Source organism: Aeromonas taiwanensis, assembly GCF_000820165.1.
Classification (GTDB): Bacteria; Pseudomonadota; Gammaproteobacteria; order Enterobacterales; family Aeromonadaceae; genus Aeromonas; species Aeromonas taiwanensis.
This window is the reverse complement of the sequence record NZ_CDDD01000071.1, coordinates 1-21,440: the sequence shown is the minus strand read 5'-3', so window position 1 is coordinate 21,440 and position 21,440 is coordinate 1. Positions and strand designations below refer to the sequence as shown.

The following is a 21,440-nucleotide window of genomic DNA, read 5'->3' as shown; positions in this document are numbered from 1 at the left end:
CCAAGGGTCAGATGGCCCTGGTGCAGATTGCCCATGGTGGGCACGAATGCGATGGCACGGCCTTCGCGATGCCATTGACCTATCTGTTCGCGTAGCGCGGCGGGATTGTTCACAACCAACATCGACAGTTCACCTTCAGAGGAATCAAAAAAGAGAGGGGTCATGCAGTCAGAGGGGAGGGCGACGCGGGGGGGGGGCAAGCCCCCGCGTGCATGACGGCATTACATCAGTTGAAGCAGTGCTCCGGTCCCGGGAAGGTCCCGTCGCTCACCTGCTGCACATAGAGACGAATGGCGGCACGCATGTCACCGGTCTCGGCCAGGAAGTTCTTGGTGAACTTGGGCACATAGCCGGAGGTAATGCCGAAGGCGTCGTGCATCACCAGGATCTGGCCGTCGGTAGTCGGACCGGCGCCGATGCCGATCACCGGGATGCGCAGCGCCTTGGTGATGCGCTCGGCCAGGGCGACGGGCACGCACTCGAGCACCAGCAGCTGGATGCCGGCCGCCTGCAGCTCCAGGGCCTGGCGGTAGATCTCCTGGGCGTGGAACTCGTCACGGCCCTGCACCTTGAAGCCACCGAACACATGGACGGACTGGGGCGTCAGCCCCAGGTGACCGCACACCGGCACCCCGTTGCGGGTCAGGTGGCGAATGCTCTCGCACAGCCAGTCGCCCCCTTCCATCTTCACCATGCGGGCGCCGGCGGCCATCAGGCGCGCCGCGTTCTGGTAGGTGTGCTCCGGGGTGGCATAGCTCATGAACGGCATGTCAGCCACGACCAGGGCCTTGCTGGTGCCGCGGGCCACGCAGCGGGTGTGATAGACCATCTCGTCCATGCTCACCGCCAGGGTGTCGTCCCCCCCTTGCAATACCATGCCGAGGGAGTCACCGATGAGCAGCACCTGGGCGCCCTCGTCGTCGAACAGCTTGGCAAAGGTGGCATCATAGGCGGTGATGGCGGTGATTTTCTGGCCGTCCTGTTTCATTTTCAACAGGCCGGTGGTGGTGATTTTGCTCATGACGTTGTTCCTACTCTTCTCTACTCGCCTGCCGCGCCGGCCAGGATCTCGAGTCCATTGCGCGGGCAGCGGGCAACCAGTTCGGTGAGCGGGGTGCCGCAGGGCAGCACCAGGGAGGGGGCTATCTCGGCAAGGGGCAGCAGCACAAACTCCCGCTCCTTCATGCCGTAATGGGGAACGATGAGGCGCTCAGTGTTGATCACCTGATCGCCATAGAGCAGCAGATCGAGATCCAGGGTCCTTGGACCCCAACGCTCGTCCTTGCGAACCCGCCCTTGCGCCAGCTCGATGCGCTGCAGCTCATCCAGCAGCGCCAGAGGGCCGAGCCGGGTGTGGAGCCGCGCCACGGCATTGACGTAGTCCGGCTGATCCGCAGGGCCCATGGGGCGGCTGCCGTAAAGGTGGGAGGTCTGCAGCAGCTCGGATTCCGGCAGGGTCGCCAGCGCGGCGATGGCGCGGCGAGCCTGGCCGAGCGGGTCGGCCAGGTTGGAGCCGATGGCGACGAAGACCTCGATCATCGACGGATCCTTACTCTGCCGATTTCGGCTTGCGGCGGCGGGGGCGACGACGGTTGCGGCCATTGCCGCTGCGCTTCTCGCCATCACCGCTGCGGGATTCGGCGCGTTCGCCGCTCGCAGGGCGGCGGGTCGCCTCCCGTTGCAGCTGCGGGCGCACATCCGGGTTGGAGGCCACATAGCGCTCCCACCAGCTGGCCAGCTCGCCGAGACCGCGCTCGACCCGGTTGCGCAGCAGCAGGAAGTCGAACGCCGCGCGGAATTTCGGGTGCTCCATGGCGCGTTCGGGATGCTTGCCCTGGCGGCGGGTCAGCCGCTGTTGCAGGGCCCAGATGTCGCGCACGTCCGTGGTGAAGCGGCGCGGCACGGCGATGATCCGCACCTGGGCGTCCAGCACCTCGTTGATGGCCAGCATGAAGGCGTCGTACCAGGGCAGGCCGCTCTCGTTTTCCAGCACCCGGGCACGGGCCTCGACGGCGCCCCACAGCAGGGTGGCATAGAGGAAGGCCGGGGTAACACGCTTCTCTTCACGGACCCGGGTATCGGTGTCCATCAGCGCCTGCTCGATGAACTGCTCGTAGGGCGAGTTGCCGTGCGGGGTGAACAGGGCCGCGACCTGGGGGAACAGGGGCTGGAACAGCCCGTATTCGCGCAGCAGCTTGTAGGTGGCGAGACCGTCGCCGGCCAGGAACAGCTTGAGGGTCTCCTCAAACAGGCGGGCGGCCGGGATGTCCTGCAGCAGCGGAGCCAGCTCCCGGATGGGGGCGGCGGTGCGCGGGCTGATGGTCATGTCCAGCTTGGCGGCGAAACGCACGGCGCGCAGCATGCGCACCGGGTCTTCCCGGTAACGGGTCTCGGGATCGCCGATGAGCTCCAGTCTGCGCTCGGCCAAGTCTTCCAGCCCGCCCTCGAAGTCGTGCAGGGTGAAGTCCTTGGCGCTGTAGTAGAGGGCGTTGACGGTGAAGTCGCGGCGCTCGGCGTCTTCTTCTATGGTGCCGTAGACGTTGTCGCGCAGCAGCATGCCTTCATCTGACTGGGCCGACACGTGCTTGCTGGTATTGACCTGATGGTGGTGACCCCGGAAGGTGGCCACTTCGATCACGTCACGACCAAAGACGATGTGGGCCAGGCGGAAGCGGCGGCCGATGAGGCGGCAGTTGCTGAACAGCGCCTTGATCTGTTCCGGCGTCGCGTCGGTGGCGATGTCGAAATCCTTGGGGGTCTTCCCGAGCAGCAGGTCACGGACGCCGCCGCCGACCAGGTAGGCCTCGTAGCCCCCCTTGTTCAGGCGATAGAGCACCTTGAGGGCATTCTCGCTGATCTCTTTGCGCGAAATCGGGTGCTGGTCACGGCTCAAGGTACGGCGTTGTCCGGCTACTCGGGCCGGAATGGGGGACTCCACCGACTGCTCGCCGTCTTCCTTGCCGAGCACTTTGCGGCAAAAGTTTGCGATCTGGGAAAAAATGGTACACCTCGTTATGACTTCAAATTGACGGGAGGCCAAAAAAATAGCGGCCTATCATAGCTCAGCCCCAACCAAATGAGAAACGGTGTGGCCCGCTTCCCCTTGATTGTGCCCTTTAGGGCAAGAAATGCAGCGGGCGCTAGTTCTGCCCCTGCGCGATCTTCTGCTGGCGGGGGACTCTGTCCAGCCGCCAGTGGGTGATACCCCAGGCGATGATCTCGTCCACCGAGCCCGCCTTGAGCTCGGGAGGCGGGCACTGGCCAAGAAACGCCAGCGCCTGCCACAGGGCCTGGCTGCGCTCGTCGCGCGCCAGGGCCGGCGCATGGTTCTGCTTGGAGAGCTTGTTGCCATCCGCCAGCACCGCCAGCGGCAGGTGCACCCAGGCGGGGACCGGCGCTCCCAGGGTCTGGTAGAGGGCTATCTGGCGCACCGTGGGCTCCAGCAGGTCGGCGCCGCGCACTATCTCGGTGATGCCGCTGTCCATGTCATCCACCACCACCGCTAGGTTGTAGGCATAGAGGCCGTCCCGGCGCCTGACGATGAAGTCCTCCTCCGCCAGGGCCGCCGGCACAGTGATCTCCCCCTGCAGCGCATCTTCGAACCGATAGACGGGGTGGTGCTGGCGCAAGCGGGCGGCGCACCCCTCTGCCGCGAGCCCCAGGGTGCGGCAGTGACCGTTGTAGAAGCCGCCCGATGCCATGATCTCACGCCGGGTGCAGCGGCACCAGTAGAGATCCCCGGCGTCGTAGAGGCGCGCGATGATCTCGTCGTAGCGCTCGTGGCGCCGGCTCTGGTACATCACCTCTCCATCCCAGGTGAGACCGTGATCCTCCAGGGTCTGCAGGATAAGGCCTGCCGCCCCCGGCATCTCCCGCGGGGGGTCGATGTCCTCGATGCGCACCAGCCAGCTGCCCTGCCGCGATCTGGCCTGCAGGAAGCTGCCGAGGGCGGCGACGAGCGAACCGAAGTGGAGCGGACCGGACGGGGAGGGGGCGAAGCGGCCGACATAGGGCCGATCGGGGGAGAGGGGAGTCATGACCATGGCAATTCGGGTGGACGATGCATTGAGGCTGCATTCTGGGACGACCCGGCCAAAAGCTCAATAAAAAAGGGAGCGCACACGCTCCCTTCTTTCTTCACGGGATGGGCGGCATCAGCCAGCCATCTGTTTTTCCTTGATCTCGGCCAGCGTCTTGCAGTCGACGCAGAGGTCGGCGGTCGGACGGGCTTCCAGACGGCGGATGCCGATCTCGATGCCGCAGTGCTCGCAGTAACCGAAGTCGTCTTCTTCGAGCAGCAGCAGGGTTTTCTCGATCTTCTTGATCAGCTTGCGTTCACGATCGCGAGTGCGCAGCTCGAGTGCAAACTCTTCTTCCTGCGCGGCGCGATCCACGGGATCCGGGAAGTTGGCAGCCTCATCCTTCATGTGGTCAACGGTGCGGTCAACTTCCTGCATCAGTTGGTTGCGCCAGGCTCCCAGGATCTTGCGAAAATGAACCTTCTGTTGGTCATTCATGTACTCCTCACCGGCTTTCATCTGGTAAGGCTCTACACCCGCAATGGCCAGGGGGCCCAGAGATTTCCTGTTTTCGCCTGTTGGCATGCCCTGTCTCCTAATTCAGCACGCTACCCGTGCCATCCATAAATTGAGGGCGACATCTATAGCAGAAGGGTCAACGGGAGGCAAACAAGCCTTGTCAATAATGTTACCCACTTCCATATTTATGCCCTGCCCTCGGGTAGCAGATGGCCAGATTCAAACGGGATAAAATCTTGTGCCACCATGCCCTGCACCCCAACATGGGGGCGATAGCATAAAATTTCAACCCCTGCCGCGATCGCCTGCTCAACAAGCTGACTATAGTGCGGATCGATATGGGCCGCAGGGCGCATCCTGGTTATGCCGGAGTGCAACACCATAAACAGCAGCACGGCCCTGTGCCCGGCCGCCTTCATGGCCATCAACTCACGCAGGTGCTTGGCGCCTCGGGTGGTCACGGCATCGGGGAAGTACCCCATGCCCGGCTGTTCCCGCTCGTCGAGCAGGGTGACGGATTTCACCTCGATGTAACAATCCGGTCTGTGATCATCCTCCAGCAGCAAGTCGATGCGGCTGTTCTCCTCGCCATATTTCACCTCGGTGCGCAGCCGGGCATAGCCCGAGAGCGGCGCGAGGGCATCCTGCTCAATCAGCTCCCGGGCGATCTGGTTGGCCCGGGCGGTGTTGACGCAGATGAAGTGGCCCGCCGGACTCTCGGCGATCTCCCAGCTGCTCGGCAGCTTGCGCTTGGGGTTGTCGGATGTGGAGTACCAGACCCGGGTGCCCGGCAGGGCGCAGCCGGTCATGGCGCCGGTGTTGGCACAGTGGATGGTGATCTGCTCGCCGCCTTCGAGTTGCACATCGGTCAGGAAGCGCTTGTAGCGGCTGACGAGCAGCCCGGATTGCAGGGGGGGATCGAAGATCATCAGGCCGGCTCCTCGGTATCGGGTGTCTTGACGCGGGCTCGCAGGGGCCAGCAGGCGAGCGGCTCGTAGTGGACGCCGTCTTGGGTGCTGACGGACTGGTAGAGGCAGAAGCGATCCGCCTCGAGCAGGAAGTGGGGGGCTGGCAGCTCGCGGGGGGCTTCAGTGGCCTTGCGCGACAGGGTGACATGGGGGCGGTAGCCCTGCTCGCCGTTGCCCAGCCCGAGTTTCTCGCCGTGGCGGCGCAGGGCCCTGGCCAGGACGGTCAGCTCGTTTGGCCACTCCCTGGGCCCCACCCAGGCCGCCTTGGCCCGCTGGAACCAGCCGGTCTGATCCAGGGTGACGGTGAAGGGGGGGCAGTGCTGGCGCTCGGCGGCCGCGATCAGGCGGGCTTGTGTGCGCTCGTCGGCCTCCCCGAGAAAGGCCAGGGTCAGATGCAGGTTGCTCTCGGGCACCGGCTGGCCGGGCCAGGAGCGCTGGTCGCGCCAGGCAACCAGCTCGGGGGCCAGGTCGGGCAGGGGCAGGGCAAAGAAGAGTTTGGGCATGCGGCGTGTCGGTCCTCGTGGCGTACATCGAAAGGCCCATTCTATGGCAGCGACTCCGTGGATGTCTTGCCGTGTCGTGGCCCGCCTGCCCGGCCCCGGGCACTGCCGCTTACGATGGCCGGGTGGCTGTGGCAGAATGGACGCCGTTTCACTGTCATCACAGAAGGTTTGCGCCGCTTTGTCCCCACTCCCCATCGTCTCGGTGTTGCCCGAGCTGTTTGCCGCCCTCGACCACCACGCCAGCGTGATCCTGCAGGCCCCGCCGGGGGCGGGCAAGTCAACCCTGCTGCCCCTGGAGCTGGTGCGCCAGCAGCGGCTGCCCGGGCGCATCATCATGCTGGAACCCAGGCGCCTGGCGGCACGCAACATCGCGAGTTTCCTGGCGCGCCAGCTGGGGGAGAAGGTGGGCGAGCGCATCGGCCTGCGGGTGAGGGGCGAGAGCCGCACCAGCGCCGCCACCCGGCTCGAGATAGTCACCGAGGGGGTGCTGACCCGGATGCTGCAGCAGGATCCCGAGCTCAGCGGCGTGTCGCTCGTCATCTTCGATGAATTCCACGAGCGCAGCCTGCACGCCGATACGGCGCTCGCCTTTGCCATCGAGAGCCAGCAGGGGCTGCGGGACGATCTCAAGCTGCTGATCATGTCCGCTACCCTGGAGGGCATGGCCCTCGAGACCCTGCTGCCGGAGGCCCCCGTCATCCGTTCCGAGGGGCGTGGCTTCCCCATCGAGTACCACTACCGCCCCGCCAATCGCCAGCAGTGGCTGGAGCCCCAGGTCGGTGCCGTGGTGCTGGAGGCGCTCGCCAGCCAGGCTGGCAGCGCCCTGGTCTTCCTGCCGGGGCAGGGGGAGATAGAGCGGCTGGCCCAGTGGCTCGAGGGCAGATTGCCGGACGACGTGCGCCTCGCCCCCCTCTACGGTCGCCTCGAGATGGCGGCCCAGCAGGCGGCCATCGAACCGGCCCCAGCGGGCAGCCGCAAGCTGGTGCTGACCACCAATGTGGCGGAAACCTCCCTCACCATAGAGGGGGTGTCCGTGGTCATCGACAGCGGGCTGGAGCGGCGCGCCACCTTCGATATGAAGAGTGGCGTCACCCGGCTGGAGATCCGCCCCATCGCCAGGGCCTCCGCCACCCAGCGGGCAGGCCGGGCCGGTCGCCTCGGCCCCGGTGTCTGCTACCGGCTCTGGAGCAGCGAGGTGCAGGATCGCCTTGCCGAGCAGAGCCCCCCCGACATCCTCACCCAGGAGCTGACCGGCCTCTTGCTGGACGCCGCCCAGTGGGGGGCCAGGGTGGAAGATCTGCCGCTGCTGGACCCACCCCCGGCGGCGGCCGTGGCCAGCGCCCAGCGGCTGCTGGTGGCCCTCGGTGCCATGAAACCGGAGGGGGAGCAACAACTCACCCCGGCCGGCCGTGCCATGGCGGCATTCGGCACTCACCCCCGCCTCGCCCGCATGCTGCTGCGTGCCCGGGAGCTGGAGGCCGAGGGTCTGACAGGGATTGTCGCCGATGCGGCTTTCCTGGTGGCGCTGCTGGAAGAAGATCTGCGAGGATCGGAGCGCCTTTCCGTGCTGTTCCACCGCCGCCAGGGCGCTCTGCGCCAGGGTGCCGCCCGCTGGTTCGAGCGGCTCGGCGCGCGTCCCGCCAATGCGCAAGGTCAGTGGCTGGGGCTGCTCTGCGCCCTCGCCTGGCCGGATCGCATCGGCAAGCTGCGCAGCGGTCAACGCTACCAGCTCAGTGGTGGGGTGAGCTGCGATCTGGTAGAAGGGCATCCCTGCCAGGGGCAGGGGGCGCTCATTGCCGTCGAGATGGGCCAGAACGAGCGTGGCAGTCGCATCTTCATCGCCGAGCCGGTGGAGCTGGACGAGCTGGTGCGCCAGCTGCCGGAACTGGTGAGCGAGCGCCAGTGGTTCGACTGGGACGATCGGGAGGAGCGGGTTCGCGCCGAGCGCCAGCAGGTGCTGGGTGAACTGGTGCTGAGCCAGCGGCCGCTGACGGATCTTTCGGACGAGCAGAAGGGGCGCTGCCTGTTGCAGGGTATTCGTCGCAAGGGGCTGCACGTGCTGCCCTGGGATGATGCCAGCGAGGGGCTGCTGGCCCGCCTGCGCTGCGCCGCCGACTGGCTGCCGGATGAGGGCTGGCCTGCGATGGACGACGACAGTCTGCTGGCCAGCCTCGAGCAGTGGCTGTTGCCCTCGGTGAGCGGCCTGACCCGGCTGGAGCAGTTGAAAAGACTCGATCTCTGCGACATCCTTCGCCAGTCGCTGCCCTGGCCCCTGCCAAGACGGCTGGACGAGGCGCTGCCGAGCCACTTCACGGCGCCGACCGGCAGCCGGGTGCGGATCCGCTATCAGCCCGGCCAGGCCCCGGCGATCCCGGTGCGCATCCAGGAGATGTTCGGGCTGGGCGCCACCCCCTGCGTGGCCGATGGCCGGGTGCCCCTGGTGGTTGAGCTGCTCTCCCCGGCCCAGCGCCCGCTGCAGATCACCGCGGATCTCGCCGCCTTCTGGGCGGGATCCTACGAGCAAGTGAAGAAAGAGATGAAGGGGCGCTACCCCCGCCACTATTGGCCCGACAACCCGCTGGAGGCCATGCCGACCCGGGTGACCAAGAAGAAGATGGGATTGCAGGAGTAGCCGGCACGACAGTGACCGGCTGGTGCGATCAGAACAGGATGGACCTGGCTCAGGGCCGCTCCACCACAGGAGCCGGCATGCCTGGCCGCTCGCGAAGGCGAGATGACGAGTAGGAAAACAAGAGGATTTATGGCAACCCAACGACGCAAGAGCCCACCCAAGAAGGCGGCGCCCAAACGCACCATCTGGCGCACCCTGTTCTGGCTTGGTTTCAAGCTCTCCCTGGTGGTGGGCGCCTTCATGGTGGTGTTCGGCATCTATCTCGATACCAAGGTGCGCGAGCGCTTCGACGGCGAGAAGTGGCAGTTGCCCGTGATGGTCTATAGCCGCCCCCTGGAGTTGTACCCGGGGCAGCGTCTTTCCCAGACCCAGATGCTGCGCGAGCTCAACATGCTGAGCTACAAGCAGGTTCGCCAGCCCCACACCCCGGGGGAGTACGCGGTCAACGGCAATCGTATCGAGCTGGTGCGCCGTCCGTTCGAGTTCCACGACGGCGCCGACGGCGCCCGGGGTCTACGCCTCACCTTCAGCGGAGCGCGTCTGGAGGGGATCCAGTCCCTGGAGAACCAGCGTCAGCTAGGGTACGCCCAGATGGACCCGGTGCTGCTCGATCGCCTCAACACCGAGGATCGGGAGGATCGCCTGCTGGTTCGCCTCTCCGAGGTGCCGGACAGCCTGCTGGTGACCCTGCTCACCACGGAAGACAGGGACTTCTACCAGCACGGCGGTGTCTCGCCGGTGGCCATCATGCGTGCCATGGCGGCGAACCTGCTGGCGGGTCGCACCGTGCAGGGGGGCAGCACGCTCACCCAGCAGCTCGCCAAGAACTTCTTCCTGACCCGCGAGCGCAGCCTCTGGCGCAAGCTGCAGGAAGCCTACATGGCGGTGCTCATCGACTACCGCTACAGCAAGGACGAGATCCTGGAGGCCTACCTCAACGAGGTCTATCTGGGGCAGAACTTCTCCCAGGGGGTCTACGGCTTCGGGCTCGCCTCCTACTTCTATTTCGGCATCCCGGTCAACGAGCTGGACATCGATCAGGTGGCCCTGCTGGTGGGCATGGTGAAGGGGCCCTCCTATTACGATCCCTGGCGCTTCCCGGACCGTGCCAAGGCGCGCCGGGATCTGGTGCTCAAGCTGCTGGCGGATCACGGCAGCCTGACCCAGGCCGAATATGAGCTCGCCAGCAAGCAGCCGCTCGGCATCATTACCCGTGGCCAGATGAGCTATGGCCGTACCCCGGCCTTCATGGGGCTGCTCAAGCGGGAGATCCAGAACCGCTTCGGCCCGGATCTGCTCAAGCAGTCCGGCCTCAAGATCTTCACCAGCCTGGACCCCATCGCCCAGCACGCCGCCGAGCAGGCGGTGCAGACGGGGCTGGCTACCATCGAGAAGCAGCGCGGCAAGAAGAAGCTGGAGGCGGCCATGGTGGTCTCCGACTGGCACAAGGGCGAGGTGGTCGCCATGGTGGGGGGGCGGGATCCCCGTTACGCCGGCTTCAACCGGGCGCTGGATGCCCGCCGCCAGATCGGCTCCCTGGTCAAGCCGGCGGTCTACCTGACCGGCCTCTCCAACGGCCTCACCCTGGGCACGCCGCTGAAAGATCAGCCGATCCGCATTCGCGGCCAGGACGGCCAGATCTGGACGCCGCAGAACTACGATCGCAAGTTCCGCCAGAGCGTGCCCCTGATGGAAGCGCTCGCCAGCTCCCTGAACGTGCCGACCGTCAACCTCGGGATGCAGGTCGGTCTGGACAAGGTGGTGGACACCCTGCACAAGATGGGCGTCCAGCAGGAGATCCAGCCCTATCCGTCCCTGGTGCTGGGGGCCGTGGCCCTGTCGCCCATGGAGGTGAACCAGATGTACCTGCCCATCGCGAACCAGGGGCTGACCCAGCCGCTGTCGGCCATCCGCGCCGTGGTGAACAGCGATGGCAGCCAGCTCTACCAGCATGACGAGACCGCGAAACGGGTGACGGATCCCCAGGCCAGCTGGCTGACCCTGTTCGCCATGACCAAGACGGTGAGCCAGGGCACGGCCCGGGCACTTGGCGCCAAGTTCCCCGGCGCCACCATGGCCGCCAAGACCGGGACCACCAACGAGCTGCGGGACTCCTGGTTTGCAGGCATGGACAACAACGAGCTGGTGAGCGTCTGGGTTGGCCGTGACGACAACACCCCGGCCGGGTTGACCGGTGCCAGCGGCGCCCTGCAGCTGTTCAGCGGCTACATGGGCCAGCGCGGGGTCAACAGCCTGAGCCTGAAGATGCCGGAAGGGGTGAGCTGGGCGAACTTCTCCCGCGCGAACGGGGCCCGGGTCGCGAGCGACTGCCCGGGCAGTCTGCAGGTTCCGGCCAGGCTGGCCGGCCTGGCCGAGCCCATGAGCTGTGCCAGCCCGGTCTCCAACCCGAACCCGATCAATGCCCTGGACAAGTGGTTCAACGGTTTCTTCAACTGATACCAACGCAATGAAACGGGCAGCCCAGGCTGCCCGTTTTGCAAGGAGTGTCCATGACCCACCCCCTGTTCGACGCCATCCACCACGTGGCCATCATCGCCAGCGACTATGAGCGCTCGCGCCACTTCTATCACCGGGTGCTGGGGCTGCCCATCGTCAGCGAAACCCTGAGGGCCGAGCGCCAGTCGTGGAAGCTGGATCTGGCGCTGCCGGACGGCAGCCAGCTGGAGCTGTTCAGCTTTCCTGCCCCGCCGGCTCGCCCTTCCCGGCCCGAGGCGTGCGGTCTGCGTCACCTGGCGTTCCGGGTGGCCGATCTCGACCGGGTCATCGCCCATCTGCTGCAACACGACGTGGCGGTAGAGCCGGTGCGGGTGGACGAGCTGACCGGCCGGCGCTTCACCTTTTTCGCCGACCCGGACGGTCTGCCCCTGGAGCTCTACGAAGCAGGATAGGGCGGGCTCGCCGCGCAGGCGACGCACAACCCAGCGCCATAAACACAGGAAGCCGCCCGAGTGGGCGGCTTCTTTGCATGGGATTGCCCGTATCAGGCGGTGGTGAGCAGGGCCACTGCCACCGCCATCACCAGGATCCCGACCCAGCCGATGGGCTTGAGGCGCTCGCCAAACAGCAGCAGCCCCCCGAGGGCTGTGCCCAGGATGCCGATGGCGCCCCAGGTGGCGTAGGCGATGGCGAGATCTATCTTGCCCGTGCTGACCACCTCCGACAGCAGGGTGAAGGCGCAGAGCACCAGCAGGATGCCGAGCAGGCCCCAGCCCTTGTAGCGAAATCCCACGGAGCGGTTGATGGCCATGTTGGCGCTTATGTCCAGCAGCGCCGCGCCCAGTACGATGATCAACGGGTGCATACGGCCTCCTTGATCGGACGTGAGGTTGACGTCGAGGTTGGCTCATCATGGGTCTCACCCAGGGTCACCATAACAATCCCCACTATGGCCAGCGCCAGCCCGAGCAGCGCCTGGGGGCTGATGCTGTAATCCAGGAACAGCACCGAGACCAGGGTGATCAAGGCGATCCCCAGCCCTTCCCAGAGGGCGAACGCGATACCAATGGAGATTGTTTTGGCGGCTTTGGCCAACATCAGGTAGGAGAGGGCGATGAGCACCCACATGGGCAGGTAGCTGAGCCAACCCGCGCCATTGTCCGCGATGAGGGTCATGGAGGAGGTGCCGGCGACCTCGGTCAGGATGGCGCCGGTCAAAAACATCCGGGCCAATAACATGCGACTGATTAACATAAAACGTCCTTTTGTGGCTTCGACCCGGCAAGGATAGCCGGGGCCCCGGCCGCATCGGGAATCGCTCAGCGTCGATTAATCGGACGCCATGGGTTTGCCTTGTGCGACAGGGGCGGGCTAAGGTAAAGACCGGATCCTCTGCATGCCAGCGCCTTTATGAAGCTCAATCAGATAGAACTCTTTGTGGAATCAGCGGAAAGTGGCTCCATTGCCAATGCAGCCCGCCGCCTTGGCAAGAGTCGCAGCGCGGTCAGCACGGCGATCGCAGCACTGGAGTTGGAGCTTGGCGTCGAACTTTTTGAACGCGGAGCGAATCGCAGTCGATTGACGGAGATCGGGGAGCAGGTGCTGGATGACTGCAAGCGGCTGCTGCAGGCGGCCAACAGCCTGCAGCTCAAGTGCGAGCACCATGCCTCCGGCGCCGAGGTGGCGCTGCGGGTGGCGCGGGACGACGCCATCCCCGAGTCGGTCTGGCGCGACATGCTGGGGACCCTGCGCCGCCAGTTCCCCGGTACCAGCATCTCCCTGGTGCTGGCATCGCCCCCCGAGCTGCCTGCTTTGGTGGAGGAGGGGTTCGTGGATGCCGCCTTCGGCCTCATCACCGAGGAGCAGGAGCGCAGCGGCCTGTGCATCGATGTGCTGAACCCCATCCGCACCCTGATGGTGGTGGCGCCAAGCCACCCGCTGGCCGGTCTGAAACGGGTGCTGCAGCAGGATCTGAGCGGCCACACCCAGGTCACCCTCTCTTATGTCGACGAGTTCTCGGTCAAGAGTCTGCTGCCCATCGGGGGTCAACACATCGGTCTGTCGAGTTTCGAGTTGATGCGGGATGCGGTGCTGGATGGTCTGGGCTGGGCCGTGTTGCCCTCGCCGCTGATCCAGAGCCAGCTGCGCCAGGGGGAGCTGCTGACCCTGAAGCACAAGTTCAGCCTGCAGTGGCGCGACTACGGGGTCTATCTGTCGGAGAACGCCCACCATGGCAAGGTGCTGGCCTGGCTCAAGAAGGCCATCGAGGCCTATCTCGAGCCTTTCCAGTGATCATCAGGGCGTTGAGAGCCTCAGCGCAGGCTGCGTCGGGAGAGCGACTGGCGGGGACGAAATGGCCACAGCAGGAGACTGAGCAGCAGATCCCCGGCCAGTGAGGCAATCAGGCCCGCCGCCACTCCGCAGAAGATGGCAGCCTCTTTGAGGGGGACCACGTAGCCGTAGTTGTGCAGGGTGTCCTGCCAGAGCTGGGGATCGGCGCGCAGCAGCAGGTGGCTGATCTGCCGGTACCAGGGCTGATCCCGGAAGGCGAATTCCTCCTGCAGGTGGTTCCGCTGGCTCACCAGCTGTTGCAGGCTGGTGGCATCCTGGGTGAAGACGGGATCCTGGCTGGCGCCGTAATGGGCGATCAGGGCCTGCAGATCGCCATTGAAGTGCTGGTCTGCGGTGCGCTGGAAGGGGGCCAGGCCGAGGCTGGCCTGTTGCAGGCGCGCGTCCAGCCGCTGGTAGTAGAGATCGACCAGCCCGGGGATCTGGACACCCGCCAGCAGGCCGAGGGCAAACAGCATCATGCGAAGGTAACTGCGCATCATCATCATCCTGAAGAAACGGAGTGGTCATACTAGCCGCAAGCCGTGGAGGCGCCAAGGTGGCTGGCCCTTGTACCGATCGGGCGGGAGGACTCAACAAGGTTCGGTTTTGACACGAATGCTTACATTTTTGTGATTCAGAACAGCTTTCTGCGGGCCTAGAATACCGGCTTTTTCCAAGGAACCGTCGGCATGTCCAAGTTCATCGCTTTCTATCTGGTCGGGGGCCTGATTGCCGTCAGTTGGGGCGCCCTGCCGGACCATGGCCCCTGGGATCAGTGGGATCTTGCCACCTTCCACCTGGTCAATGGCTGGCTCGGCCAGTCCGCCCGCTGGGCCGATCTGGTGGCCATCACCAATCATCGCCTGTTCGACCTGGCCGCCCTCGCCTGCATGGGGGGCATTCTGGCCCGCAGCTTCTTCTCTGCCGACGAGCAGGGGCGCCGCCGCCTGGTGGCCATGGGCTTCGTCATGCTCTTGGGGGCTTTGGTCATCAATCAGCTCGGCCACCTGCTGCCCGTCAGCCGTCCCAGCCCTACCTTGATGGTGGACGGGGCCCTGCGGCTGACCGAAATCAGTGCCATCCCGACCAAGGACTCCGCCGGTGACAGCTTCCCCGGCGATCACGCCCTGTTCCTGATGATCTTCGCCGGTTTCGCCCTGCGCTATCTGCCGCGCTGGGCCGCGGTGACCGCCGTGCTGATGGTGCCCCTGTTCTCGGCCCCCCGCATCCTCGCCGGCGCCCACTGGATGACGGACGTCTATGTCGGCGCCCTCAGTCTCTCCCTTGTCTGCCTGCCGCCGCTGCTGTTGACCCCCTTGTCCGACAGGCTGATCGACCGTCTCGCTCCCCGGCTGCCTCGCTGGATAGCCCGGGATTTCCGGGCAGCCAGGCAGTAAAAAGAAGAAGGCGGGTCACCCCGCCTTCTTTTGTTATGTCCCATCGGTGCTGTGGTCGTCGCGAAATGACCAGGACTACGCCCGATGAGCCCGGGCTGTCGCCCTCATGGCAAGTATGGTTAGCGTCATTCGAAATCCGCCAGCAAGAATCGGCGACGCCAAACGTTTGCATCTGACGAGAGCTTGATCCTGGCCAGGATTTTTTCCGGGCACTGCCTTAGAATCGCCGCCCGTTGCTGGAGGTCCCCCTATGCTTGTCACTTTTCTGCGTCTCTTGTTTATCGGCTGTGCCCTGGTCTTTATCTTCATGTTGATCCACGCCTGGTGGCACAAGCGCCGCCAGGGTCAGCTGGAGGCGACGCCCTTCTGGCCGGTGGCGGCCATCGGTTTCGTGGCGAACTTTCTCGATACCCTGGGGGTGGGCAGCTTTGCGGTGAAGACCGCCTGCTACAAGCAGTTCAAGCTGATCGACGATCGCTTGTTGCCGGGTACCCTCAACGGCCAGTGTGTGCTGCCGACCGTGACCCAGTCCCTCATCTTCATCGGGGCGGTCAAGGTGGATCCGGTGACCCTGATCGGCATGATGGTGGCCGCCGCAGCCGGGGCGGCCTGGGGGGCGCGCCACGTCGCCTCGTTCGATCGCCAGACCATCCGGCTGGTGATGGCGGTCTCCCTGCTGGTGGTGGCCGGGCTCATCTTCGCCGGGTTGCTGGGGCTCTTCCCCCTCGGGGGAGAGGCGATGGGGCTCAGTGGCTACAAGCTCGGGATAGCCCTGGCAGGCAACTTCCTCTTCGGGGTGCTGATGAATGTCGGCATCGGGCTGTTCGCCCCCTGCATGACCCTCGTCTATCTGCTCGGGATGAATCCGCTGGCGGCGTTTCCCATCATGATGGGCTCCACCGCCGTGCTCAGCGTCTTCTCGGCGGGCACCTTTATCCGCAAGGGGGCCTTCGATGCCAGGGCCGTGCTGGCCGTGGCGATCTTCGGTCCCATCGGGGTGGTGCTGGCAGCCATGCTGGTACAGTCCATGGACATGGAGATGCTCAAATGGCTGGTGGCCTTCATCGTCATTTACACCTCCTGGACCATGTACGCCTCCTGGCGTGCCGCCCGTCGCGCGCCGCAACCCCAGCTGGCAGAAGTCACCGGCTAGTCCATCCGTTCATCCCTACTGTGCAAAACGGCGGGTGACCCAGGGGTCACCCGCCGTTTTGCTTGCCTCGTCACTGTGGTCGCCGGAAGCCCCTGTACCGACGGGTGAGGAGCCTGCGGGTGTCCCCCGTGTGGGGTGGCTGCCGCTGGCCGGAGGCGACCAGCGCGGCCTCGGCTCTGGCTCCGAGAAACACATAGAGACCGAGCGCCAGCAGCAGTCCCACGGCACAGCCCATCACCCCCACCGCAGGCCAGAGCAGCTCGACCTGGCCGAGAGAGCCCTTGAACAGCAACAGCAGCCCCTCGATGGAGACCGCGATCAGGATGGCGGCAATGAAGCGGGTGATGGTGCGGCGGATGGCACTGTGGCGGAAGATGTCCTTATGAAGCAGCACTTCCTCCTCCAGTATGGTCTTGCCGAGATCGAACACCGCCAGTGCCAGGGTCAGGAAGATGATGGCGCTGAAGGCGCCAAGCCGGTTCTGCTGGGTGCCGCACAGCAACAGATAGAGCTGCTCGAGGCCGTGCCAGATCAGGGTGGCGACGATGAGAAACAGGGCCAGGCTCAGGACGACATAAACGGCCCTGAACCAGGGGATGGCGCGGCGCCGCTCCCTGTCTCCCATCAGCCAGGCGATCAGCTGGTGCAGGTTGATCTCCAGCTCGCGGCCGTGGCCCTGCACCAGCAGGCGCAGTTGCCCCTGCGCCGCCGGCATGGGGGCCAGGATGCAGGGCTTGGCCGGGTGCGCCGCCAGAGTCCGGACGTCCTGAACGAAGGGGTAGGTCTTGAACGTCTCCCGGGGGAGGGTGAGCAGCCCCAGCAGCAGGGGGGCCAGCTCGGTCTCGTACTCCTGATAGCGCCGCAGCACATCGATGGGACTCATCTCTGCCATATGAACCTCGCTCAACTGGGCTCCTGTCTCCTGGGTGGTGCAAATAGTGGGCCCGTTTTATGACAGCCTTTGTGGCGTCGGTTGCACCGGGAAGTGGCAAGCCCGGGGATTGGAGGAGGACGTTGCACCAGAAAGGAGCCACGGTGGCGCGCAAAAACAAAAAGGGCCCCGAGGGGCCCTTTGTTCATCCGGCAGCGGCTCAGCCTGCCAGCTTGGCGAAGCTGCGCTCGGCGGCGGCCAGGGTGTGTTCGATCTCCTTGTCGCCGTGGGCCAGCGACAGGAAGCCCGCCTCGTAGGCGCTCGGCGCCAGGTAGACGCCCTCTTTCAGCATCAGATGGTAGAAGCGCTTGAAGCGTTCCATGTCGCAGCGGGTCACCTGCTCGTAGCGGGTGATCTCGGTCTCTTCGGTGAAGAAGAAGCCGAACATGCCGCCCACATAGGTGATGGCGAGCGGGATGCCGTGCCTGGCGGCGGCGGCTTTGAGCCCCTCGGCCACCCGGGCGGTCTTGGCGCTCAGCTGCTCATAGAGCCCCGGCTCCAGCAGCAGATCCAGCATGGCAAGGCCGGCGGCCATGGCAACCGGGTTGCCGGAGAGGGTACCCGCCTGATAGACGGGGCCGGTCGGGGCGATGTGCTGCATCACCTTCTTCTTGCCGCCGAAGGCGCCCACCGGCATGCCGGCACCGATGATCTTGCCGAGGGTGGTCAGATCCGGGTCGATATTGTAGTGGCCCTGGGCGCCACGCAGGGAGACGCGGAAGCCGGTCATCACTTCGTCCAGGATCAGCAGGGCGCCGAACTCGTCGCAGATGGCGCGCAGCCCTTCCAGGAAGCCGGGGACCGGCGGGATGCAGTTCATGTTGCCGGCCACCGGTTCGACGATGATGCAGGCAATCTCGCTGCCGTACTGGGTGAAGGCCTCGCGCACCGAATCCAGATCGTTATAGACACAGGTGAGAGTGTGCTTGGCGAAGTCGGCCGGTACACCCGGGCTGTTGGGTTGGCCCAGAGTGAGGGCGCCGGAGCCGGCCTTGACCAGCAGGGAGTCGGCATGGCCGTGGTAGCAGCCTTCAAACTTGACGATCTTGTCGCGGCCGGTGTAGCCGCGGGCCAGGCGAATGGCGCTCATGGTGGCCTCGGTGCCGGAGTTGACCATCCGCACCTGCTCCATGGAGGGAACGATCTGGCGCACCTTCTCGGCCATCAGCACTTCGATCTCGGTAGGGGCGCCGTAGCTCAGGCCTTTCTCGACGGCCTTGATGACGGCGGCCTTGATGGCCGGATGGTTGTGACCCAGCAGCATGGGGCCCCAGGAACCGATGTAGTCCACGTAGGCCTGGCCGTCCACGTCATAGAGGTAGGCGCCATCGGCGTGATCGATGAAGCGGGGAGTGCCACCGACCCCATTGAAGGCGCGGACCGGTGAGTTGACGCCGCCCGGAATGGTCTGGCGGGCCTGTTCAAACAGCTGATCTGATTTTGACATGGATCATCCTTAATGGGATTTTGGTCGTCATCCGGGCGCAGGCTGCGGATTGCGGCTCGGCAGGTCATGGCGGGAGGAGTATGCTTTGCGATCTCGCTACCCGGACTCTCGGTCTGCACCCGTGATAAATGAAACGGGCCGACTATAGCAGAAAGGCCCTGTGCTGGGCAGCCGAGCCGAGACCGGGGTTTTCGATCCTCGTCAGTTGAATGTGGTTACTCATGGTGCAACAAACTCTCCCCCTCGGCGAGGCGGCCGCGCCGCGTCGTGCTCCTGTCCTGCAGCGCCTGATCCGGCAGGACAAGATGCCACTCCTCGTGCTGGTACTGGCCGCCCTGGTCGGGGTCCTGGCCGGCCTGGTGTGCGGATTGTTTGAATCCGGTGTGCACTGGCTGGTCGGGCAGCGGCTGGATCTGCTGGCCGAGCGCCCCTGGTGGCAGCTCGGTCTGCTGGGGTTCGGGTTCAGCGCCCTGCTGGGTATGATCGGCTATTTCCTCACTCATGCCTTTGCACCTGAGGCGGGGGGCTCGGGGATCCCCGAGATAGAGGGCGCCATGGACGAGCTGCGGCCGGTGCGCTGGTGGCGGGTACTGCCGGTCAAGTTCTTCGGCGGCATCTGCACCCTGAGCTCCGGTATGGTGCTGGGGCGTGAGGGGCCCTCGGTCCAGATCGGGGGCAACCTCGGCAAGATGGTGGCGGATATCTTCCGGCTGCCCAGGGAGCATGGCCACGCCCTGCTGGCGGCTGGGGCTGCGGGTGGCCTGGCCGCAGCCTTCAATGCCCCGCTTGCGGGGATCCTCTTCGTGATGGAAGAGATGCGCCCGCAGTTTCGTTACTCCTTCCTCGCCATCAAGGCGGTGGGGATCTCGGCCGTGATGGCGACCCTGATGCTGCAAAACATGAAAGGACAGGCCCCCGTCATCACCCTGCCTCACTACGATGCACCGGCCCTGAAGGCCCTCTGGTTGTTCCTCTTCATGGGGGGCTGTTTCGGGGTACTGGGTTTCGTGTTCAACAAACTGGTACTCGCCTGCCAGGACGGTTACCTGGCCCTGCATCAGAACAAACGCTATCGTTTCGTTGCCATCGGCATGCTGGTGGCGGGCACCTTCGGCGTGCTGTCTCTCTTCGCCCCGTCGGTGACCGGCGGGGGCACCGAGCTCATCCCTCATCTGATGGATGGCCAGTATGAGATGGCCACGCTCTTCCTCATCTTCTTGGTGCGACTGATCGCAACCCTGGTCTGTTTCTGCTCCGGTGCTCCCGGCGGGGTCTTTGCGCCGACACTGGCCCTCGGCACCCTGTTCGGGGTGATCTTCGGTCATCTGTTCCATGCGGCATTCCCCGAGCTGGGCATAGAGCCGGGCGCCTTCGCCATTGCCGGCATGGGGGCACTTTTTGCTGCCACCGTGCGTGCGCCCATCACCGGCATAGTGCTGGTGACAGAGATGACCGACAACTATCAGCTGATCCTGCCCATGATGATCACCACCATAGGCGCCACCCTGGTGGCGCAATGGCTGGGGGGACGTCCCATCTATTCTCAGATCCTGGAGCGAACTTTACGGCTTGCGGCGCGTCAAAAGCGGGGTGAAAGCAGCATGGCTGGAAGTTAACTCTTTGTTTATCCGCGCAATCCAGCAGGGTCGCGTATAGTGAAGGGACACAGGCCGTGATGATGTCGGCATATATAGAAGAGGCCTTATGTCCCAAATCGTGAAGTTACTGGTGGTGCTGGCAGTGGGGGCGAGCATCGGGTATTTCGTCGGGAATCGGCAGGAACTCGCCCAGAGCAGCCTGATGACGGTGCAACAAGAGACGCTGGAGCGACAGAGCAAGGCCATCAGTCAGCTCAAGACGGATCTGGGGGTCAAGGACACCCTGCTGGCTACCCAGAAGGCGGCCTTCGAACAGCTGCAGCAGACGCTCAAGGATCAGGAGGCCCAGGTGCAGGAGCAGAAGCGCCAGCTGGCCTTCTTCGAGCGGATCATGCGCCCTACCGGTGATCAGGTGGGGGTATCCATCGACAACCTGACCCTGCAGGAGACCAGCGTGCCGGGTCGCTATCACTATCGCCTGGCCCTGACCCAGCCTGCGAAGAAGCGGGAGCTGTTTCGGGGACAGGTGCAGATCCGGGTGGAAGGCAGCCTGGCAGACCAACCCAAGATCCTGACTGGGCGGGATCTCGGCATGAAGGCTGGTGAGGGGCGCTATTCACTGCGTTACTTCCAGCTGCTCGAAGGCAACTGGCAACTGCCGGAGGGCTTCACACCCGACCGGGTGAAGATCGTCATCGCCAAGGAGGGTCGTCAACCCGCCCAGGAGCTGTTGGTGGAGTGGGGGGACGTGCTCAAACCCATGGTGACTCAACCCTCGCCTCTGCCGGCGGCGCAGTAAGGGAGCGGTGAATACTTGAACTGAATGGTCGGGTATTGGATAATTTCACGGTTTCCATGTTCGTGGATTTAACGGTTGTGAGGTCAGTAATGAGTGCAGTAGCAGAAGCCCCCTTGCCCATCCAGATGACGGATGCGGCAGCAAACAAGGTAAAGACCTTGATCACCGAAGAAGAAAATCCCGAGCTCAAGCTGCGGGTCTACATCACCGGGGGGGGCTGCTCCGGTTTCCAGTACGGTTTCACCTTCGATGAGAAGATCAATGACGGGGATACCGTTGTCGAGAAGAGCGGTGTGACCATGGTGATCGATCCCATGAGCCTGCAATATCTGGTGGGCGGCAGCGTGGATTACACCGAAGGTCTGGAAGGCTCCCGCTTTACCGTGACCAACCCCAATGCCACCACCACCTGTGGTTGCGGCTCCAGCTTCTCCATCTGATTTGTCGCGGCAGCGGAATTGAAAAGGGCCTCTTGAGGCCCTTTTTGTTTGTATATCACCCGAATTGGTCGTTACTTAAACACTCGGCGTCGTTTATCAAAAAAAATCGCAATTTCTGCTTGTCAGCAAAGAATCGCTCCCTATAATGCGCCTCCATCAGCACGGCGCAGTGCGCGTCTGGTCCACCTTGCAAAACAAGCTGGTGAGGGTTATAGTTTCAGACCCTGCTCTTTAACAATTTGAATC

22 protein-coding genes are annotated in these 21,440 nt (G+C 64.6%); 9 read left to right on the top strand and 13 right to left on the bottom strand.

Annotated elements, in window-relative coordinates:
* The 8 genes from BN1136_RS19925 to thpR all read right to left on the bottom strand — a co-directional run.
* The coding region (locus BN1136_RS19925; protein ID WP_197068451.1) for a pantoate--beta-alanine ligase at positions 1 to 122 on the bottom strand (122 nt) is incomplete at its 3' end.
* A gap of 104 nt (positions 123 to 226) precedes the next feature.
* A complete protein-coding gene (panB, locus tag BN1136_RS12875) occupies positions 227 to 1,021 on the bottom strand; it encodes a 3-methyl-2-oxobutanoate hydroxymethyltransferase (RefSeq protein ID WP_043764197.1) in 795 nt (264 codons plus the stop codon).
* A gap of 20 nt (positions 1,022 to 1,041) precedes the next feature.
* Positions 1,042 to 1,539, bottom strand: a complete 498-nt coding sequence (gene folK / locus BN1136_RS12870; RefSeq protein WP_042077804.1) for a 2-amino-4-hydroxy-6-hydroxymethyldihydropteridine diphosphokinase — start codon at positions 1,537 to 1,539, stop codon at positions 1,042 to 1,044.
* 10 nt (positions 1,540 to 1,549) lie between these two features.
* Positions 1,550 to 3,040, bottom strand: coding sequence for a polynucleotide adenylyltransferase PcnB (pcnB, locus tag BN1136_RS12865; protein WP_043764198.1), 1,491 nt, complete (start codon positions 3,038 to 3,040; stop codon positions 1,550 to 1,552).
* A gap of 100 nt (positions 3,041 to 3,140) precedes the next feature.
* Positions 3,141 to 4,043, bottom strand: coding sequence for a tRNA glutamyl-Q(34) synthetase GluQRS (gluQRS, locus tag BN1136_RS12860; RefSeq protein ID WP_043764199.1), 903 nt, complete (start codon positions 4,041 to 4,043; stop codon positions 3,141 to 3,143).
* Positions 4,044 to 4,154: 111 nt separating this feature from the next.
* Positions 4,155 to 4,604: an RNA polymerase-binding protein DksA gene (gene dksA, locus BN1136_RS12855; protein ID WP_029314801.1), complete on the bottom strand. Its 450-nt coding sequence runs from the start codon at positions 4,602 to 4,604 to the stop codon at positions 4,155 to 4,157.
* Between the two features lie 119 nt (positions 4,605 to 4,723).
* Complete coding sequence (gene sfsA, locus BN1136_RS12850; protein WP_043764200.1) at positions 4,724 to 5,467, bottom strand: DNA/RNA nuclease SfsA; 744 nt, start codon at positions 5,465 to 5,467, stop codon at positions 4,724 to 4,726.
* Positions 5,467 to 6,009: an RNA 2',3'-cyclic phosphodiesterase gene (gene thpR, locus BN1136_RS12845; protein ID WP_043808617.1), complete on the bottom strand. Its 543-nt coding sequence runs from the start codon at positions 6,007 to 6,009 to the stop codon at positions 5,467 to 5,469. The genes sfsA and thpR overlap by 1 nt, the downstream gene beginning before the upstream one ends.
* Positions 6,010 to 6,187: 178 nt before the next feature.
* Between thpR and hrpB the strand changes: the two genes are divergently transcribed.
* The 3 genes from hrpB (at position 6,188) to gloA2 (ending at position 11,550) form a co-directional block, all read left to right on the top strand.
* Positions 6,188 to 8,641 carry an ATP-dependent helicase HrpB gene (hrpB, locus tag BN1136_RS12840; RefSeq protein ID WP_043808614.1) on the top strand — a complete coding sequence of 818 codons (2,454 nt, stop codon included), beginning with the start codon at positions 6,188 to 6,190 and terminating at the stop codon, positions 8,639 to 8,641.
* A 129-nt stretch (positions 8,642 to 8,770) separates the two neighbouring features.
* Complete coding sequence (mrcB, locus tag BN1136_RS12835) at positions 8,771 to 11,098, top strand: penicillin-binding protein 1B (RefSeq protein WP_043808612.1); 2,328 nt, start codon at positions 8,771 to 8,773, stop codon at positions 11,096 to 11,098.
* A 53-nt stretch (positions 11,099 to 11,151) separates the two neighbouring features.
* Positions 11,152 to 11,550, top strand: coding sequence for an SMU1112c/YaeR family gloxylase I-like metalloprotein (gene gloA2, locus BN1136_RS12830; protein WP_043764201.1), 399 nt, complete (start codon positions 11,152 to 11,154; stop codon positions 11,548 to 11,550).
* Positions 11,551 to 11,642: 92 nt separating this feature from the next.
* On the opposite strand, the gene BN1136_RS12825 is transcribed toward gloA2, so the two are convergent.
* Both BN1136_RS12825 and BN1136_RS12820 read right to left on the bottom strand, forming a co-directional pair.
* A complete protein-coding gene (locus tag BN1136_RS12825; protein WP_043764202.1) occupies positions 11,643 to 11,963 on the bottom strand; it encodes an SMR family transporter in 321 nt (106 codons plus the stop codon).
* Entirely contained in the window at positions 11,951 to 12,352 is a 402-nt protein-coding gene (locus BN1136_RS12820) for an SMR family transporter (protein WP_043764203.1), read from the bottom strand. Before BN1136_RS12820 ends, BN1136_RS12825 begins: the two co-directional genes overlap by 13 nt.
* 156 nt (positions 12,353 to 12,508) lie before the next feature.
* On the opposite strand from BN1136_RS12820, the gene BN1136_RS12815 reads away from it, so the two are divergent.
* On the top strand, positions 12,509 to 13,390 hold the full coding sequence (locus BN1136_RS12815; protein ID WP_043764205.1) for a LysR family transcriptional regulator: 882 nt from the start codon (positions 12,509 to 12,511) through the stop codon (positions 13,388 to 13,390).
* 20 nt (positions 13,391 to 13,410) lie between these two features.
* On the opposite strand, the gene BN1136_RS12810 is transcribed toward BN1136_RS12815, so the two are convergent.
* Positions 13,411 to 13,926, bottom strand: a complete 516-nt coding sequence (locus BN1136_RS12810) for a DUF2937 family protein (RefSeq protein WP_043764206.1) — start codon at positions 13,924 to 13,926, stop codon at positions 13,411 to 13,413.
* 192 nt (positions 13,927 to 14,118) lie between these two features.
* Here BN1136_RS12810 and BN1136_RS12805 point away from each other — a divergent pair, with 192 nt between their 5' ends.
* Together BN1136_RS12805 and BN1136_RS12800 are read left to right on the top strand one after the other, a co-directional pair.
* On the top strand, positions 14,119 to 14,826 hold the full coding sequence (locus tag BN1136_RS12805; protein WP_043764207.1) for a phosphatase PAP2 family protein: 708 nt from the start codon (positions 14,119 to 14,121) through the stop codon (positions 14,824 to 14,826).
* A 250-nt stretch (positions 14,827 to 15,076) separates the two neighbouring features.
* Positions 15,077 to 15,979 carry a sulfite exporter TauE/SafE family protein gene (locus BN1136_RS12800; protein WP_043764208.1) on the top strand — a complete coding sequence of 301 codons (903 nt, stop codon included), beginning with the start codon at positions 15,077 to 15,079 and terminating at the stop codon, positions 15,977 to 15,979.
* 70 nt (positions 15,980 to 16,049) lie between these two features.
* On the opposite strand, the gene BN1136_RS12795 is transcribed toward BN1136_RS12800, so the two are convergent.
* Entirely contained in the window at positions 16,050 to 16,871 is an 822-nt protein-coding gene (locus tag BN1136_RS12795) for a hypothetical protein (RefSeq protein ID WP_043764209.1), read from the bottom strand.
* 199 nt (positions 16,872 to 17,070) lie between these two features.
* Positions 17,071 to 18,357, bottom strand: a complete 1,287-nt coding sequence (hemL, locus tag BN1136_RS12790) for a glutamate-1-semialdehyde 2,1-aminomutase (protein WP_043764210.1) — start codon at positions 18,355 to 18,357, stop codon at positions 17,071 to 17,073.
* A gap of 221 nt (positions 18,358 to 18,578) precedes the next feature.
* Between hemL and clcA the strand changes: the two genes are divergently transcribed.
* From clcA to erpA, 3 genes are all read left to right on the top strand, one after another.
* Positions 18,579 to 19,973 (top strand): H(+)/Cl(-) exchange transporter ClcA, encoded by a 1,395-nt coding sequence (clcA, locus tag BN1136_RS12785; protein WP_043808609.1) that lies wholly within the window; start codon positions 18,579 to 18,581, stop codon positions 19,971 to 19,973.
* Positions 19,974 to 20,061: 88 nt separating this feature from the next.
* Complete coding sequence (locus BN1136_RS12780) at positions 20,062 to 20,754, top strand: DUF6776 family protein (RefSeq protein ID WP_043808606.1); 693 nt, start codon at positions 20,062 to 20,064, stop codon at positions 20,752 to 20,754.
* 89 nt (positions 20,755 to 20,843) lie between these two features.
* The gene (gene erpA / locus BN1136_RS12775; RefSeq protein ID WP_010675554.1) at positions 20,844 to 21,194 is read left to right on the top strand and encodes an iron-sulfur cluster insertion protein ErpA; all 351 of its coding nucleotides are present in this window, start codon (positions 20,844 to 20,846) and stop codon (positions 21,192 to 21,194) included.
* Positions 21,195 to 21,440: the final 246 nt, after the last annotated feature.